Origin of the sequence: Halorhodospira halophila SL1 (assembly GCF_000015585.1) — a bacterium.
Taxonomy (GTDB): domain Bacteria; phylum Pseudomonadota; class Gammaproteobacteria; order Nitrococcales; family Halorhodospiraceae; genus Halorhodospira; species Halorhodospira halophila.
Window position 1 is genome coordinate 2,020,751 of sequence record NC_008789.1, and the last position, 17,424, is coordinate 2,038,174.

15 protein-coding genes are annotated in these 17,424 nt (G+C 68.6%); 9 read left to right on the top strand and 6 right to left on the bottom strand.

Annotated features, from left to right (window positions below; genetic code table 11):
- Both ispB and HHAL_RS09345 read right to left on the bottom strand, forming a co-directional pair.
- Window positions 1-972 carry an octaprenyl diphosphate synthase gene (ispB, locus tag HHAL_RS09340; protein WP_011814635.1) on the bottom strand — a complete coding sequence of 324 codons (972 nt, stop codon included), beginning with the start codon at window positions 970-972 and terminating at the stop codon, window positions 1-3.
- Between the two features lie 58 nt (window positions 973-1,030).
- A complete protein-coding gene (locus tag HHAL_RS09345) occupies window positions 1,031-1,534 on the bottom strand; it encodes a hypothetical protein (protein WP_011814636.1) in 504 nt (167 codons plus the stop codon).
- 116 nt (window positions 1,535-1,650) lie between these two features.
- Here HHAL_RS09345 and HHAL_RS09350 point away from each other — a divergent pair, with 116 nt between their 5' ends.
- Window positions 1,651-3,282, top strand: a complete 1,632-nt coding sequence (locus HHAL_RS09350; RefSeq protein ID WP_011814637.1) for a BCCT family transporter — start codon at window positions 1,651-1,653, stop codon at window positions 3,280-3,282.
- Window positions 3,283-3,315: 33 nt separating this feature from the next.
- Here HHAL_RS09350 and HHAL_RS09355 read toward each other — a convergent pair whose 3' ends face one another.
- On the bottom strand, window positions 3,316-4,650 hold the full coding sequence (locus tag HHAL_RS09355) for a DUF3422 family protein (RefSeq protein ID WP_144446129.1): 1,335 nt from the start codon (window positions 4,648-4,650) through the stop codon (window positions 3,316-3,318).
- Window positions 4,651-4,748: 98 nt separating this feature from the next.
- On the opposite strand from HHAL_RS09355, the gene cobU reads away from it, so the two are divergent.
- The 8 genes from cobU (at window position 4,749) to HHAL_RS09395 (ending at window position 12,015) form a co-directional block, all read left to right on the top strand.
- Window positions 4,749-5,285 carry a bifunctional adenosylcobinamide kinase/adenosylcobinamide-phosphate guanylyltransferase gene (cobU, locus tag HHAL_RS09360; protein WP_011814639.1) on the top strand — a complete coding sequence of 179 codons (537 nt, stop codon included), beginning with the start codon at window positions 4,749-4,751 and terminating at the stop codon, window positions 5,283-5,285.
- A gap of 54 nt (window positions 5,286-5,339) precedes the next feature.
- Window positions 5,340-6,422 (top strand): nicotinate-nucleotide--dimethylbenzimidazole phosphoribosyltransferase, encoded by a 1,083-nt coding sequence (cobT, locus tag HHAL_RS09365; protein WP_011814640.1) that lies wholly within the window; start codon window positions 5,340-5,342, stop codon window positions 6,420-6,422.
- Window positions 6,419-7,048: a histidine phosphatase family protein gene (locus tag HHAL_RS09370; RefSeq protein ID WP_011814641.1), complete on the top strand. Its 630-nt coding sequence runs from the start codon at window positions 6,419-6,421 to the stop codon at window positions 7,046-7,048. Before cobT ends, HHAL_RS09370 begins: the two co-directional genes overlap by 4 nt.
- A complete protein-coding gene (locus HHAL_RS09375; protein ID WP_011814642.1) occupies window positions 7,045-7,797 on the top strand; it encodes an adenosylcobinamide-GDP ribazoletransferase in 753 nt (250 codons plus the stop codon). Before HHAL_RS09370 ends, HHAL_RS09375 begins: the two co-directional genes overlap by 4 nt.
- Before the next feature lie 9 nt (window positions 7,798-7,806).
- On the top strand, window positions 7,807-8,733 hold the full coding sequence (cbiB, locus tag HHAL_RS09380; protein WP_011814643.1) for an adenosylcobinamide-phosphate synthase CbiB: 927 nt from the start codon (window positions 7,807-7,809) through the stop codon (window positions 8,731-8,733).
- A 7-nt stretch (window positions 8,734-8,740) separates the two neighbouring features.
- Window positions 8,741-9,766, top strand: a complete 1,026-nt coding sequence (gene cobD, locus HHAL_RS09385) for a threonine-phosphate decarboxylase CobD (RefSeq protein ID WP_011814644.1) — start codon at window positions 8,741-8,743, stop codon at window positions 9,764-9,766.
- 140 nt (window positions 9,767-9,906) lie between these two features.
- A complete protein-coding gene (locus HHAL_RS09390; protein ID WP_011814645.1) occupies window positions 9,907-10,887 on the top strand; it encodes a Gfo/Idh/MocA family protein in 981 nt (326 codons plus the stop codon).
- 21 nt (window positions 10,888-10,908) lie between these two features.
- Window positions 10,909-12,015 (top strand): DegT/DnrJ/EryC1/StrS family aminotransferase, encoded by a 1,107-nt coding sequence (locus tag HHAL_RS09395; RefSeq protein WP_011814646.1) that lies wholly within the window; start codon window positions 10,909-10,911, stop codon window positions 12,013-12,015.
- A gap of 24 nt (window positions 12,016-12,039) precedes the next feature.
- Here HHAL_RS09395 and HHAL_RS09400 read toward each other — a convergent pair whose 3' ends face one another.
- From HHAL_RS09400 to HHAL_RS09410, 3 genes are read right to left on the bottom strand one after another with little or no spacing between them, the layout of a single operon-like run.
- Window positions 12,040-14,793: a cation-transporting P-type ATPase gene (locus tag HHAL_RS09400; RefSeq protein WP_011814647.1), complete on the bottom strand. Its 2,754-nt coding sequence runs from the start codon at window positions 14,791-14,793 to the stop codon at window positions 12,040-12,042.
- 40 nt (window positions 14,794-14,833) lie between these two features.
- Complete coding sequence (locus HHAL_RS09405; RefSeq protein WP_011814648.1) at window positions 14,834-15,715, bottom strand: universal stress protein; 882 nt, start codon at window positions 15,713-15,715, stop codon at window positions 14,834-14,836.
- A complete protein-coding gene (locus tag HHAL_RS09410; protein ID WP_011814649.1) occupies window positions 15,712-17,388 on the bottom strand; it encodes a cation:proton antiporter in 1,677 nt (558 codons plus the stop codon). The genes HHAL_RS09405 and HHAL_RS09410 overlap by 4 nt, the downstream gene beginning before the upstream one ends.
- Window positions 17,389-17,424: the final 36 nt, after the last annotated feature.

The window sequence follows — 17,424 nt, forward strand, 5'->3', positions numbered from 1 at the left end:
TTACGCTGTCCGGGATATCGAGTTGCGCGCCAAGTGTACCAGCGCATCTCGCCAGGGGCTACCCGGAACCGCCGAGGTAAGCTGCTCGACGGCCTGCTCAACCTCAACCTCAGCGAGGCGCCTAGTATATTCAGCCGACCCGGTCTTTTCAATCGCCCGACCGACGGCTTCCATCTGATCCAGCCCACCGGCCTCAATGGCCTGGCGAATCAGGTCGCGATCGGCGGGCTCACCCTCACGCATGGCGTGGATCAGCGGCATGGTGGTCTTGCCCTCGGCCAGATCGTCGCCGATATTCTTGCCGATCTCGCTGGCATCGCCACTGTAATCGAGGGCATCGTCCACCAGCTGGTACGCCGTACCCAGATGCCGCCCGTAGGCCGCCAGCGCTTCGCAGCCGGCGTCGTCCAGCCCGGCGAGCACGGCTCCGTTCTGGCACCCCGCCTCGAAGAGGGTCGCCGTCTTGCGGTAGATCACCTGGCGGTAATCCGCCTCGGTCAGGTCCGGCTCGTGGACGTTCATCAGCTGCATCACCTCACCCCGAGCGATGGTGTTGGTCGCCCGCGCCAGAATCCGCAGCACGGCCATCGAGTCGAGCTCGACCATCATCTCGAAGGCGCGAGTGTAGAGGAAGTCGCCGACCAGGACGCTGGCCTCGTTCCCCCAGATGGTGTGCGCCGTCTGCTTGCCGCGGCGCATGTCCGAGCCGTCCACCACGTCGTCATGGAGCAGCGTCGCAGTGTGGATGAACTCGATGATCGCCGCCAGCTGGACGTGATCCTTACCTTGGTACCCGCACGCCCGCGCCGCCAGGAGCACAACCATGGGGCGCAGCCGCTTACCGCCACTATGGACGATGTGGTAGGCGAGCTGATTGATCAGCACCACGTCGGAGGAAAGCCGCTCCTCGATCAGGCGGTTGACCTCCGCCATGTCGTCAGCGGCGAGCTCACGGATTGCGTCAAGGTTCATGGGCAGGATCTGCGCTCCGGGTCAGCCCCGCGGATGCTAGGCAGGGGGGCCGAGGGTGTCAAGCACGGCCTCCCCGGCCGCGGCGGCCACTGCGCCAGATCGACACCACCAGCAGCAGGGCCAGCAGCGGCGCCGTATAGACGGCCACCAGGGCGGCAGTGGCCCCCAGCTGTGGCAGCGGGTCAGGAATGGGGCCCACCCCCAGCAGGCTGTAGGCGGTAACCCGATCGAGCCAGTGGCTGATCTCCGCTGCGCTGAGCGCCTGTTCGCCCAGCCCCGCTGTGGGCAGGCCGTAGCGTCCGCCAACAAAGGCGTAGACCAACGCCGGCATCGCCCAGAACACCCAGGCCAGGAAGGCGCGAACCGCTGTCACCCGGGCTAGCCAGGGCCGTTGCCAGGCGACGTGGACGGCCACGACGCCGATCAGAGCGAACCCGGACCAGACCGGCCACCAGGCGGGCCAGGCAGCGGCAATAGGCGCCGAAACCATGGGCCCGAGCACGACGGTGACCACGGCTAGAATCCCGACCACAGCCAGGACGGGTAGCGTCGCCCGATGCATGCACGCCTCCTTAGAACCCCGCAACGCGTCGACGCGGCGGGATACGTCGGTGGTTGTTAGGCTAGGGCGCTTTCGCGCCAGCCCGTTAGCCTACCGCAAAGCAGGAGCCGACAGCGATGTTCAACGTAGCGACCCGCGGTTTCTTCAGAGGCATGAGCCCCCGGGTGACCGCCATCTCGACCTTCCTGGTAGCGGCTTTCGCCCTGGCCGGAGCCATCTGGCCGAAACACCTGGAGGCGGTCGTCACCGGGTGGCGCGAATCGCTGACCCCGTTCCTGCAGTGGTACTACGTGCTGGTGGTGGCCGCCTTCCTGCTACTGGTGATCTGGCTGGGCACGGGGCGGTTCAAGAATGTGCGTCTGGGCCAGGATCACGAGGTGCCGGAGTTCCGTACCTTCTCCTGGCTGACCATGCTGTTTGCCGCAGGCATGGGGGTGGGCCTGATCTTCTGGGCCGTCGCCGAACCCATCTCCCACTTCGACAGCAACCCGTTCACAGTCTCCGGCGACACCACCGAAGCCGCCGACACGGCGCTGCGCCTGGCCTACTTTCACTGGGGCCTCAACGGCTGGGCCGTCTTCTCCCTGGTGGCGCTGATCCTCGCCTACTTCAGCTTCCGCCGCGGCCTGCCGCTGACCATGCGCTCGGCCTTCTACCCGCTGATCGGTAAGCACATCCACGGGCCTTGGGGCGATGCCGTGGACATCCTGGCGGTGCTGGCCACCGTCTTCGGCATCGCCACCACCCTGGGGCTCGGCATCCAGCAGCTGAACACCGGCATCGGCGAACTTACCGGGATCACGGCGGGCACCACCGGCCAAATCGCCATCGCTATCACCGTGATGGGGATCGCCACCATCTCGGTGCTCTACGGCGTGCAGTCCGGGGTCCGCCTGATCAGCGAGGCCAACTTCTGGATGAGCGCGGCAGTGCTGCTCTTCTTCCTGCTCTGGGGCCCCACCCAGTACCTGCTGGCGCTGATCGTGCAATCCACCGGCGACTACCTGCAGAACCTGTTTACCCTCTCGTTCCACACCCATGCCAACGCCCTTGGCGACTGGCAGGCGGAATGGACCCTCTTCTACTGGGGGTGGTGGCTGGCCTGGGCCCCCTTCGTCGGGATCTTCATCGCCCGCATCTCGCGGGGGCGCAAGCTGCGCGAGTTCGTCATGGGCGTGCTGCTGGTGCCCACCGGCATCACCATCGTCTGGATCGGGCTATTCGGCGGCAACGCCATCCACATCGAGCTCTTCGGCCCCGGCGGGGTCGTCGACGCCACCCGCGAGGAGGTCAGCACCGCGGTCTTCCGAACCATCGAGTTGATGGACGTCGGCATCTGGGCCACGGCGGCCTCGATCCTCGTCACCGTGCTCATAGCCACCTATCTGATCACTTCCGCCAACGCCGGCATCCTGGTCACCCAGACCCTGCTGTCCAACGGTTCGACGGAGATCTCCCGGCTGCACACCGTGATTTGGGGGACCGTCATCACCCTGGTGACCATCGTGCTGCTGACCGCCGGGGGCCTGACTACCCTCCAGGGTGCGGTGATCGCCGCGGCAGTGCCCTTCTCCTTCATCATCATCGGCATGGTGGTGGGACTGCTCAAGGCCCTGGAGCAGGAGGCCTTCGCCCCGCGGCCGGGCGAGCGCAGCGGCGCACCCATGGAGCCCTGGGCCCAGGTCGAGTCGGACTGGCACACCAGCGAAACCCACACCGACACGGCCACCGACCGGACGGAGGACTGATCCGCGACTGGCGCCGCGCCGGCCGGCGCGGCGCTACCCCTCCTGGCGCTTGGCGATGCGGTAGCGCACCAAGCGCACCACCAACCAGATGGTGAAGACCACCACCGGCACCGCCAGGCCCTGGGTGATCTCCACGCGGACGGGCGCGCCGGCGTCCCGCGCCGCCTGCAACACATAGCTGATCAGGCCCATCAGGTAGTAACTGATGGCCGCCACGGAGAGCCCCTCGACGGTCTCCTGCAAGCGAAACTGCAGCTTAGCGCGGCGATCCATGGAGTCGAGCAGATCCCGGTTCTGCGCCTCCAGGGCGACGTCGATCCGGGTGCGCAGTAGGTCGCCGGTGCGCGAGATGCGCTCGGAGAGCGACCCTCGCCGCTCGGCCACCGTATCGCAGGTACGCATGGCCGGAACCAGGCGGCGCTCCATAAACTCCTGGATGGTCTGCACCCCCTGGATACGCTGCTCGCGCAGCTCCTGAATGCGCCGCTCGACCAGCTCGTGGTAGGCGCGCGCGGCGTGAAACCGGTAGTTGGTGTTGTTGCCGATACGCTCAACCTGCGCGGCCAGCTCCATCAGCTGGCTGAGCAGGTTCTGCTCGTCACGCTCCCGGGTTGAACCGGTCATGCGCTCGGTAATGCTCGCGAGCTGCTCCTCGAGCTCATTGAGCTGCGGGTTGAGGCGTCGCGCCACGGGAAAGGCGAGCAGCGCCATCATGCGATAGGTCTCGATCTCCAGCAGGCGCTGGATGGCACGGCCCGCCTGGCGCTCGCGCATGTTCACATCGCGCAGAAGGATGCGCGAGAAACCGTCTTCGTGGATTCGGAAGTCGGTCCAGACCCGCGCTGCGCCGCCGGCGATCTGGCTGCCGACGATGGTGTTGTCGTTGAACAGCGCCACGATCCCGCTGCTGGTCCGTGGCTGCGACCAGGACGGTTCCAGGGCGAGGTGGATACCCACCAGCCGCGGCCCGGGCAGACTGGCCAGCCAATCCTCGGGCACCCGCTCGATCGGCGGCCCTTCGAAGGGGTGCTCGAAGTCGTCTTCGACGATGAAGGTGTAGGTCGAGACCTCGGTGCGCCGCTCCCACTTCAGTCGGAAGGGCCCGAAGTCGCGGGACATGTGCTGGGCATCCGGCTCCGGCGGCTCCACCCCGAAGCGCTCGCAGAGATCGGCCACTGCCGCCCGATCGGCATCGGCGGAGTGGCGCCCGGAGAACATCCCCAGGTGGCTGACCCGCGCCGGCGCCCGCAGCCGCTCGTAGGGACGGGCGTGGATCTCGTCGTTGACCTCCAGGCGCAGGGGGTGATCGTTATACGCGCCCAGGACGGGCTCACTGGCCTGATGCCTTTCCGTTACGTTCAGGGTCATGCTGGCTGGCTTTCTCTGCATCGGGCGGGCGACCCCGGGTTGAACCGGGCAGCCGCAAGGGTATGTTATTGTGCCGGGCCCTTGCCAGGGGGAACAGCATGCGGGAGCTCATCCTGGGCGGCGTCCGGTCGGGCAAGAGCCGTCATGCCGAACAGCGTGCCAGCGCGCTCAGCGACGACGTCGTCTATATCGCCACGGCCCAGTCCCGGGACGACCGGGGCATGGCGGAGCGCATCGCCGCGCACCGCGCCCGTCGCCCGGCGCACTGGCGAACGGTTGAGGCCCCGTTGGACCTGGCCGAGGCCATCCATGCGCACGACGCCTCCGGGCGTGTGCTCTTGGTCGACTGCCTCACCTTGTGGCTGACCAATCGACTCGTGGCCGAGGACCAGGCGGCCGGCCCGCCCCCCTCCCACGAAACGCTCGAACAGGCCCGGAGCGATCTGGTCGGCGCTGTTTCGGCAGCGCACGGGCACCTGCTTCTGGTCAGCAATGAAACCGGCCTGGGCGTCATGCCGATGAATGCCCTGGCGCGGCGCTTTTGCGACGAGGCCGGAGCGCTGCACCAACAGATGGCCGAATGCTGCGAGCGAGTGACCTGGACTGTCGCCGGTCTCGCACAGCCCTTGAAATGAAGTCGTCCCCCGCGACGGGCTGACGCCGCACAACAGGGAATGAGGAGCACAATCGTGAACCAACCGGAGTGGCTCGACGAATCGATCCCAGAAGCCCATCCGCAATACGCCGAGCAAGCCCAGGCGCGCCAGGATCAACTAACTAAGCCGCCGGGATCGCTCGGCCGGCTGGAAGAGATCGCGATCCAGCTCGCCGGGCTGCAGCAGACCGCGCACCCGGTCGTCGACCCCGTCCAGATCACGCTGTTCGCCGGCGATCACGGCATCGCCAAGGACGGCGTCTCAGCCTTCGACCCGGTGGTGACCCTGCAGATGATGGAGAACTTCTCCAACGGCGGCGCCGCCATCTGTGTCATGAGTGAGGAGATCGGCGCCGAACTCGAGGTCGTCGACGTCGGCACCCGCTGGCAGGGTGCCGTGCCCCGCGCCGTGCGCGACGAGCGCATCGCCCCCGGCACTGCCAACATGCGCCGGCAGCCGGCGATGACCGATGAGCAGTTCGGCGCGGCCCTCACCTCCGGCGCGCGGGCCGTCGACCGAGCCATCGAGAAGAATGGCACCCGGGTCTTCATCGCCGGCGAGATGGGTATAGCCAACACCACCGCCGCTGCCGCGGTGGTCGGCGCCCTGCTCAACAAGGCAGCACCGGGACTGGTCGGGCCGGGTACCGGCCACGACGCGTCCGGGGTGCGCCGCAAGGCCCAGGCTGTGGATGACACCCTGGCCCTGCACCGCGACCAACTCGGCGGCGCCGCCGCCCTGGCCGCTCCCTGGGAGGCCGGCCGGCGCGTCGGTGGCCTGGAACTGGCCGCTATGACCGGGGCCTACATCCGCTGCGCCCAGCGCGGCGTGGTGATCGTCCTCGACGGCTTCATCAGCGGCGCGGCCGCCCTGCTGGCCGAGCGGCTCCGCCCGGGCTGCCGCGGCTGGATGATCCTCGGCCACAACTCGGCTGAGCCCGGGCATCACCGCATCGTCGCAGCCCTTGGCGGGCGCCCCCTGCTCGAGTTCAACATGCGCCTGGGTGAAGGCAGCGGCGCCGCAACCGCAGTGCCGCTGATGCGCATGGCCTGCGCCATCCATAACCGCATGGCCACCTTCGCGGAGGCCGGCGTCACCCCGGAGGGCCAAGGGTGAGACCCCCCATCGAAGGCCAAGAGACCTGGATCGACCTGATCCGCCACGGCGAACCGGAGGGGGGCCGCCGCTACCGGGGCACCCAGGACGACCCGCTCAGTGAGCGCGGTTGGGCGCAGATGCGCGCCGCCCCGCTGGAGCCCGGATCGCTGACCCGGGTGGTCTGCTCACCGCTGCGCCGCTGCCGCGAGTTCGCCGAGCATTACGCCGCCGAGCAGGGCCTGGCGCTGCAGGTCGAGGAGGGCTTCCGCGAGATCGGCTTCGGCGACTGGGAAGGCCTGACCCCGGCCGAGCTCTACGAGCAGGATCCCCAGGGGCAGGCCCGCTTCTGGGCCGACCCAATGAACTACACCCCCCCCAACGCCGAGCCCATGGCGGACTTCCAGCGCCGGGTCACCGAGGCCTGGCAGCGGGTGCTGGTGGAACACCCCGGTGAGCACCTGCTGCTGGTCGGGCACGGCGGGCTGATCCGTGTGGTGCTCTCGCACTTGCTGGAGCTGCCGCTGCGCGGTTTCAACCGCCTGTACGTCCCGTACGCCTCGGTCAGCCGGGTGCGCGTCGAGCCCGGCACCGAGCCGACCCTCTACTTCCACAACCGCGCAACCTCAGCGGAGGGTGAGCGATGACCGCCTTGCGACCGCTGCTGATCGCCATCACCTTTCTCACGCGCCTGCCAGTGCCCTCGCTCGGCCGTATCGACGACGAACAGACCGGTGCCTCGCTGGTCGCCTACCCGCTGGTCGGCGCGATCATCGGCACGCTGCTCATCCTGGTGGCCTTCGCCACCAGCCCCCTGCCCGCGCTGCTCACCGCTGCCCTGGTGGTGGTGCTCTGGGCGTCGCTCACCGGGGCCCTGCACCTGGACGGCCTGGCGGATACCGCAGACGCCTGGGTTGGCGGGCTGGGGCAGCGCGAGCGCACCCTGGAGATCATGAAGGATCCCTCCTGCGGACCGATCGGGGTCACCGCGATCATCGCCGTGCTGTTGCTCAAAGTGGCCGCGGTAGCGGCCCTGCTCGATGCCGGCAGCGTGCTGGCCATCGCCACGGCAGCGGTGGTCGGCCGCGCCGGACTGACCCTACTCTTCCTGACCACCCCTTACGTCCGGCCCGGCGGCATCGGCGAGGCCCTGTCGCACTTCGGGCCGCCGGGGGCCTCACTGGGCAGCGCGGCAGTGGTCACCGCCCTGGCCGCCCTGCTCACCGGCTGGGCCGGGCTGGCCGCCGTAGCCGCCGGAGCCGTGACCCTGGTCCTGGCACAGCACGCCATGTCACGGCGGATCGGGGGGACCACCGGCGACACCGCCGGCGCCACCGTCGAGCTCACCGAGACCGCAGCACTGCTCGGTGCCGCCGCCGTCGCGGCGAGCCTCTAGGTCGGCGCCGTGCCCTTCCCGGCCCTGCTGATCGGCGCATGGCTCCTCGACCGGGTCCTGGGCGAGCCGCGTGCCGGTCATCCGCTGAACGGCTTCGCCCGGATTGCCGGCTGGCTGGAGCGGCTGCTCAACCGTAATAACCTGCCCGCAGCAGAACGTCGCAAGGCCGGCATGCTGGCGGTGGGCATCCTCGTCGGCCCGGCGGTGCTCCTCACCACCCTGTTCACCCTAGGCCCCTTGGGCTGGGTGGTGGAGCTGGGCCTGCTCTACCTCTGCCTGGGCGGTCGCAGCCTGCGCGAGCACGCCCTGGGGGTGGCCCAACCGCTGGCCCGGGGCGACCTGGCCGGAGCCCGGGCGGCGGTGGCCCGGATCGTCAGCCGGGATGCCCAGGCCATGGACGCCGAAGACACCGCCCGCGCCACCACCGAATCGACGCTGGAGAACGGCAACGACGCGGTCTTTGCCACCCTCTTCTGGTTCCTGGTTGCCGGCGCACCGGGGGCGGTAGCACACCGCCTGGTCAACACCCTGGATGCACTGTGGGGCTACCGGACGCCGCGCTTCACCGACTTCGGTTACGCCGCCGCGCGCCTGGACGACCTGCTGGGGTGGATCCCGGCACGGCTGACCGCGCTCACCTACGCGCTGGCAGGCCTGCGCCCGCAAGCCGTCTGGTCGGCGGTGCGGGCACAGGCCCCGCAGTGGCCGGGCAGCAACCCCGGAGTGGTCCTGGCCGCCGGGGCCGCCGCCCTGGATACCACGCTGGGCGGTCCGGCCGTCTACACTGAAGGCGTCCGCCATCGCCCCACCTTGGGCACGGGCCAACCGGCCGACGCGGACACCATCGAGCGCTCCGTGGCCCTTGTGGAGCGGGGTGTCCTGATCTGGATCGCCGCGGCCATCGCCCTCTGGGCGCCGTCGCCGCTGATACCGTAGACGCATCATGGCCGAACAGCACCCCCTGCCCCGCATGGAGGAGCACGGCGGCAATCTTGATCAGGCAACAGCCCGCTTCGGGCTGCCCCGGGAGGGCTGGGTGGACCTCTCGACCGGGATCAATCCGACCCCCTTCCCGCTGACCCCTGCGCCCGACGCGGCGTGGCACCGGCTGCCAGAGGCCGACGACCTGGAAGCGCGGGCGGCTGAACACTATCGGGCCGGAAACAACGCCGCCCTCGCCCTGCCCGGCTCCCAGGCAGCCATCAGCCTGCTCCCGGCGCTCGAACCCCCGGGATACGTAGCCATCCCCGCCCCGGAGTACGCCGAACATGCGCGGGCCTGGCAGCGCTGGGGCCACCGGGTCGAGCGGCTCACCGCCGACTGCATCGCCGCCGGACCGCCCCGGCGGCTGCCCTGGCAGACGATGGTATTGAGCCACCCGAACAACCCCACCGGAACCCGCCATTCGGCTGCCACTCTACTGGCCTGGTGCGATGCGCTGGCGGCCGAGGGCGGGCAGCTGATTGTCGACGAGGCTTTCTGCGACGCCGAACCGGAGACCTCCCTAGCGCCGTCCGCCGGGCGCCCGGGCCTGGTGCTCCTGCGCTCGCTGGGCAAGTTCTATGGCCTGGCCGGCGCCCGGGTCGGATTCCTGCTGGGCCCGCAGGCGCTCCGCCAGCGGTTGGCCGACCTCCTCGGCCCGTGGCCGGTGGCGGGTCCGGCACGCCACGCCGCCCGCCAGGCGCTGGCAGACAGCGCCTGGCAAGACCGCCAGCGGCACGTCTTGGCGGCGTCGAGTGAACGGCTGGACCACCTGCTGACCCGGGCCGGACTCGCCCCGACCGGCGGCACGGCGCTATTCCGCTGGACCCCCTGCCACGACGCCCGCCAACGCCAGGCGGAACTGGCCCGTGCCGGCATTTGGGTACGCGCCTTCGATGCGCCAGCGGGGCTACGCTTCGGCCTGCCGGGACCGGAATCCGACTGGCAGCGCCTGGCCGCGGCCCTGGGGTGCCCGCCAGGGGACTGACCCGAGCCCGTCCTATAGCGCGACGCGGAGCGGCCGCTAACCTATCCAGGGTCATTTTTGGTAAATTAGCGCGGTTTCGCCGCAGCCGGGATGAGCCATCCGGGCCGCGAAACCGGCATCAAGAGAGGATCGACACACCCATGGCCACCACTGAAGCCGCCCGGGCCGCCACCCCGCGAGTTGCCGTCATTGGCGCCGGCGGCTGGGGCCGCAACCTGGTCCGCAACCTCCAAGAGCTCGGCGCGCTCCACGCGGTGGTCGAGGTCGACCCGGACAACCTGCGCGAGGTCGAGGCCATCTGCCCGGGCGTGCCCACCTACACCGACACTACCGAGGCCCTGGCCGACCCGCAGCTGGATGCCGTCGCCATCGCCACCCCGGTCATTACCCACTACCAGGTCGTCCGCCAGGCCCTCGAGGCCGATAAGGACGTCTTCGTCGAGAAACCTCTCACCTCGGACCGCGACCAGGCGTGGCAACTGGTCGAACTGGCCGAGCAACGCGGCCGCCTGCTTATGGTCGGCCACCTCCTGCTGTTCCAGCCCGCCATCCAGTGGCTGCGGGACGATCTCGCCGCCGGCCGGATCGGGACGATCCGCAGCATCCACCAGGAGCGGCTGGGGCTGGGCCGGGCACGTGATCACGAAAATGCCCTGTGGTGCCTGGGCACCCACGACGTGGCCGTACAGCGCTTCCTGCTCTCGGGGCGCACCCCCGATCAGATGCAGGTCAGTGGCCAATGCGTCCTGCAGCCGGGCATCGAGGACGATGTCTATCTCCACCTGGGTTACGGCGGCGGCCTGCAGAGCCACCTGCACTGCTCCTGGCTGTGGCCGGAGAAGCGGCGCAACCTGGTCATCATCGGCAGCGAGGGCATGGTGGTCTACGACGAGATTCATCAGGTGGTCACCCACCACCGCAAGGGCATCGATCCCGGCCTGAACAACGTCGATGACGGCGCGGAGACGATCTACCAGGGCCATGGCCAGCCCCTTCGGCTGGAACTGGAGCACTTCCTCGATTGCCTGCGCCACGGCGAACCGTGCCAGTCGGATGGCCGCTTCGCCGCCGGCATTGTCGACCTGCTGGACGAAGCCACCAAGCGCCTGAGAAACGCCTAGAACGGATAGGAGCTGGATAGCGTGCAGATCCCCATCTACAACCCGAAGCCGCAATACGAAGCCCTGCGCAGCGAACTGGAACAGGCCGCCACGGATCTGCTGGCCTCCGGCGCCTACGTGCTGGGCCCCACAGTAGAGGCATTCGAGCAGGCCGTAGCCGAACACCTCGGCTGCCGCCACGCCATCGGCGTCAACAGCGGCACGGATGCGCTCCTCATCGCCCTGGTCGCCGCCGGAGTGGAGCCAGGCGACGAGGTGGTCACCTCGCCCTTCACCTTCTACGCATCGGCCGAGGTGATCAGCCTTGCCGGCGCGACGCCCCGTTTTGCCGACATCGACCCGGACACTTTCAACGTCACCGCCGAGACCCTGGAGGCGGCCTGCACCGAGCGCACCAAAGCGCTGCTGCCGGTGCACATCTTCGGCCAGGGGCCGGACATGGCCGCCGTCAACGAGCTGGCACGCCGGCGCGGGTTACAGGTCATCGAGGACGTCGCCCAGGCCTTTGGCGCCCGCCAGGGCGATGCCCGACTCGGCACTCTCGGCGATCTGGGCGCCCACTCGTTCTATCCGACCAAGAACCTGGGCGGCTTTGGCGATGGCGGCATGATCACCACCAACAACGACCAGCTGGCCGCCCAGTGCCGACTGCTGCGCCTTCACGGGCAGGAGCGCCGCGACCACCACACCCAGGTCGGCTACAACTCGCGGCTCGACGCCATGCAGGCGGCCCTGCTCCACGTCAAGCTGCCCCACGTGGACGGCTGGAACGCGCAGCGCCGGGAGATCGCCGCGCTCTACGATCGCGCGCTCGCCGGCCTACCCGGCCTGACGACACCGCACACGGCCCCCCACGGCGACCACATCTACCATCAGTACACGGTGCGCATCGCCGACGGCCGACGGGACGCCGTGCGCGACACCCTCCAGGCCGCCGGCATCGGCTGCATGGTGTACTACTCGGTGCCCGTCCACCGCCAGCCGGTGTATGAGCACCTCCAGGCCCATTGCCCGGTGGCTGAGCAGGCCTGCCACGAGGTCCTTAGCCTGCCCATGTGGCCGTACATGGGCGAAGAACGCGCCCACCAAGTGGCCGAGGCGGTGCGGCAGGCCGTTCAGCAGGCCTGAGCCGACACCGCCCCGTCCCCCGCCTTACCCCGTCGTCGCAGCCGACGCCGGCTGCCGTCCCGGCAGCCGGCGCACGACGGCCTTCTCCAGCTCGACGATCACGAAAACCGCCAGACCGAAGAGCAGGATCCGCGCCCAGTCCTCCGGACCGATCGGCGTGGTGCCAAACAGCGTGTGCATCACCGGAGCGTAGGTGAACGCGAGCTGGAGCAGGATGAGCACCCCGATGGCGATCCACATCGCCCGCGAACGGAACAGTGCCCACCCCCGCCAGATCGGGTCGTAGATCAGGCGCAGGTTGAGCAGGTAGAACGCCTGGCCGGCAACCAGGGTGTTGATCGCTACGGTCCGCGCCAGCTCATCGCTGGCACCGACGACCTCCTCCATCCACACGAAGTGGCCGAAAGTGCCCAACCAGAGCAGCAGCGCCACAAAGGGGATCCGCCAGAGCATAAAACCGGAGAGCAAGGGGGCGTTGGGGTCCCGCGGCGGGCGCTCCATCACCCCCGGTTCACCGGGCTCAAAGGCCAGCGCCATAGCCAGCGTTACCGAGGTGACCATGTTCACCCACAGCACCTGCACGGGGGTCAGCGGCAGCGCGAGGCCCATCAGGATGGCCATCATGATGGTCAGCGACTGCCCGGCATTGGTCGGGAGCATGTGCAGGATGGCCTTGCGGATGTTGTCGTAGACGGCCCGCCCTTCCTCCACGGCGTGGGTGATGGAGGCGAAGTTGTCATCGGCGAGGACCATCTCCGAGGCCTCCTTGGCCGCCTCGGTGCCCTTGTTGCCCATGGCCACCCCGACATCGGCGCGCTTGAGTGCCGGGGCGTCGTTGACGCCATCGCCGGTCATCGCACAGATGCCGCCGTCGGCCTGTAGGGCCTGGACCAGACGCAGCTTATGCTCCGGCGTGGTACGGGCAAAGATATCCACCCGGCGCACGGTCTCCTGCAGAGTGGGGCCGTCCATGGCATCGATCTCGTGCCCGGAGACCGCCTCCGCCTGACCGATCCCCAGCTGCTGACCGATGGCCCGGGCCGTGGCCAGGTGGTCGCCGGTGATCATCTTCACCCGGATACCGGCCCGCTGGGCCCGGGCCACCGCCGCGATGGCCTCCTCCCGGGGCGGGTCGATGATGCCGACCAGCCCGAGCAGGGTGAATCCGCCTCCCTCGACCTGCTCGTAGGTCAGCTCCTGCTGGTGGGGGTCCACCTCCTGCATAGCCAGGGCGAGGAGCCGCTCGCCCCGGGCGGCCACATCGTCCATGGCCGTCTCCCACCACCCGCGATCCAGGGGCTGGGGCCCGTCCGCGGTCTGTTCGTGGGTGCAGAGCTCAAGCAACCGCTCGGGACTGCCCTTGAGAAAGATCCCCTGCCACCCGTGGTGGTCGGAGTGCAGGGTGGCCATGTACTTGTGGTCCGACTCGAAAGGGATGACATCCAGACGCGGGCGCCGCTCCGTCTCGGCGGACGGGTCGTAACCGGCCTTGCGCGCCGCCACCACCAGCGAGCCCTCGGTGGGATCGCCCTGCAACCGCCACTCGCCATCGCGCTCGAAGTGCTCGGCGTCGTTACACAGCAGGGCGCAGAGCAGGGCCTGATGGAAGACCGGATCGCGATCCGGGAACACCTCCTCATGGCCTTCACAGAACCCGCCATGGGGGGCATAACCGACACCGTCGACACGGACCCGACGCTGCCGGCTGACCAGCGTGGCCACGGTCATCTCGTTGCGGGTTAGCGTCCCGGTCTTGTCCGAGCAGATGGTCGAGACGGAGCCGAGGGTCTCCACCGCCGGCAGGCGCCGGATGATGGCATTGCGCCGGGCCATCTTCTGCACGCCGATGGCCAGGGCGATGGTGAGGATGGCCGGCAGCCCCTCGGGGATCGTCGAGACCGCCAGGCTCACCGCGGCCAGGAACATCTCATCCAGCGGGTAGCTGCGGACCCAGTAACCGAAGGCGAAGGTGAAGGCCGCCACCACCACGATGATCGCCGCCAGCCACCGGCCGAACTGCTCGGTCTGACGGATCAGCGGCGTCTGCAGGCTGTCCACCTCACCGAGCATCTGCGAGATGCGCCCGACCTCCGTCTCCGTGCCGGTGGCCACCACCACCCCCAGCCCCCGGCCGAAGGTCACCAGGGTGCCCGAATAGGCCATGCCGCGGCGGTCACCGAGGTCCGCCGCGGCATCGACCGCCTCGGTACCCTTCTCCACCGGCACCGACTCACCGGTCAACACGGCCTCGTCGATGCGCAGGTTTTTGGCGTTGAACAGCCGCAGATCCGCCGGCACCTTGTCCCCGGCCTGGAGGAAGACCACGTCGCCGGGAACGATCTGCGCAGCGTCCACCTCGCGACGCTCACCGCCGCGGACCACCACCGCCTGCGGCGAGAGCATCTGCCGGATGGCGTCTAGGGCCCGTTCGGCCTTGCCCTCCTGGAAGAAGCCGATCAGGGTGTTGATCAGCACCACCGCCAGGATCACACCGGTATCGACCCAGTGGCCGAGCAGCGCAGTACCGGCCGCGGCGGCGATCAGGATGTAGATCAGGACGTTGTGGAAGTGACGCAGGAAGCGCACCACGGGCCCAGCGCGCTCCGGCGGCCGGAGCTCATTGGGCCCGTGGCTCTCTAGCCGTGCCGCGGCCTCCTCGACATCCAGCCCCTGCCCGCCCGAACCAAGCTGTTCGGCGACGCGATCCGCTGGCTCGGCATGCCAACAGCGCGCCGTCTCGCCCTCGGTCCTCGTCGTCGCTTCCCTGCCGTCGTCCACCACGACCCCCTCAAGGTTGGCGCGGGGTGACCCGGCGGCCTTATCCGACCGTGGGAGCCCCCGAAGTCTCGCCGCTACGAACCAGCATCAAGTCCCTGCTGGTCTGGTGCAAAACGCGGCTGGCGACACTCCCAAGCAGCAAATCGCCCCAGCGCCCGCGCCCGTGGTTGCCCAATACCACCAGATCGGGCGGCTGTCCGGTTCGCACGCGCCCAAGCAGCGCCTCCGCCGGATAGCCGGCGAGCAGGGTCTCGGTGACCCGCCCCGGACCCAATCCACAGGCGGTCAACTCCTCGCGCAGTCGCGACTCGGCCGCAGCACGCTGACGCTCATACCGCTGTTCGACCCAGCGCTCGCCCACGCCCGCTGCCCGCATCTGCTCCAGTGCCTGGGTATCCAGGACATGCACCACTTCCAGTTCCGCCTCCGGGAACCAGGTGGCCACCCGCTGCAGGGCCGCACGGGCGCAGGCCGAGAAGTCGGTGGCCACCAGGATACGCCGATAAGGATGCTCTGCCGGATTACGGACCACCAGGGTCGGGACAGGCAGGTGACGGACGAACTGCTCGGCGGAGGTCCCCAGTAACCAGTCAGCCGCATAGTGCTGGCCGTGGGCCCCGACGACCAGCAGCTCGGCCTGCTCCTCCTCGATGGCCTGGGCCAGCTCACCGAGGACATTGCCGAAACGCACCTGGAGCGACGCTGACTGCCCGGGAGTCGTGTTCTGCAACTCCGCCTCGGCTGTCTGCCGGACGGCGGCACGGGGTTGCCCATCGGCACTCTCCGCGGGGATATCACTGTCGATGACGTAGACCGCTCCAAGGCCTGCTCCGGTCTCTCCGGCCAGCTGCGCGGCCCGCTCGCCGGCCAGCGCCGCCTGCGGCGAGAGATCACTGGCGAAAAGGATCTGCCTGAGGCTCATCGTCCGCCCCCTCCTCTCTCCTGCCCCCCGGTGATTCCGGCCACGGCCATCTCCGCGGCATCGACGAAGGGCAACAGGATGCGATCAGGCCCCTGTCCCCGCAGATAATCGGCGTCCATCCGCGAGTGGGAAGTCACCGCCACCTTGCCCTGATAACCGGCACTCCGCAGGGCGCTGATCAGCGTCGCGCCGATATCCCGGTCGGGCACCGTACTGATCACCCACCGCGCCCGCGCCAGGGGCAGGGTCTGCGGGAACTCCGGGTCGGAGGCGTCTCCGTAATGGGCCATGTGCCCCTCTTCCCGCCACTGTCCCACCAGCGTCGGGTCAAAGTCCACGCCCAGCACTCGCCAGCCCCGGGCCTTGAAGTTCTTGGCCAGCTGGTGGCCGTAGCGGCCCAATCCGAAGATGACCACATCCGCTTCATAGTGCTGATCCGGCTGGCTGTCCAGGGCGATCTCGGCGTGCGGGACCTTGCGCTCGAAGACCGACAGAAGCGGCGCCAGGCGTTCGTAGAGCGGCTTGGAGTAGAGGATCATGTAGGTGGAGGCACCGATGGTGATCAGGCCCACCAGCGTGACCAGGCCCATGGTGTCCTGCCCGATGTGACCCACCGACATGCCCAGGGCGGCCAGGATCAACGAGAACTCGGAGATCTGCGCCACCGTCAGTCCGGCCAGGAAACCGGTCCGCTTGCGGTACCCCATGTACCCCATGATGATCAGCACGATGATCGGGTTGCCGATGAGTACGAAGGTCGAGAAGATCAGCGCCGGCACCACCTGATCACCGATGGTGCCCATATCCAGCTGCGCGCCCAGCGAGATGAAGAAGAACAGCAGCAGGAAATCCCGCAGCGCCGTCAGGCGCGAGGCCACCGCCTCCCGGTAGGGCGTCGAGGCAATGGCAATACCCGCCAGGAAGGCACCCACCTCCTTGCTGAAGCCCATCAGATCGCCGCCGGTAGCCATGGCCACCGCCAGGGCGATGGAGAAAAGCACCAAGAGCTCCGGCGTACGCGCCAGCATGTTGAGAAGCGGCGGCAGCACATAGCGCATCATCAGGGCCACGAACAGCAGCATGGCCACACCGGTGAGCAGCACCTGCCCCACCTCCATGGCCACGTTGGCATCCCCCTCGCCAGCGGCCAGCGAGGTGATCAGGATCATGGCCAGGACTACACAGATGTCCTGCACGATCAGAAAGCCGATGGCGATCCGCCCGTGCAGGGCGTCGATCTCCTTCTTATCGGAGAGCAGCTTGACGATGATAATGGTGCTCGAGAAGGTCAGCGCGACCGCCACGTAGAGCGCCGTGATCGGCTCCATCCCCAGAGCCAGCGCGATCAGGAACCCCACCGCCGAGGTAAACAGCACCTGCCCTAGCCCGGTCGCCAAGGCCACCGGCCCCATGGTCCGGATCAGGTGTAGATCGAGCTTTAGACCGACGATGAACAGCAACAGGGCGATGCCGATCTCGGCCAGCAGATCCATCATCGGCTCGTGTCCGTCCACCCACCCCAGGGCAGACGGCCCGACCAGGATGCCGACGGCGATGAACGAGACGATCAGCGGCTGCTTGAGTCGGGTTCCGATAAAGCCGATGACGGCTGCCACCAGCAGCAGGATGGCGAATTGGTTGAACAGTCCTTCGACAGCGGGGATGTCGGCCATGCAAAAATCCTGATATGGAAAAAACGGCGTGAATCG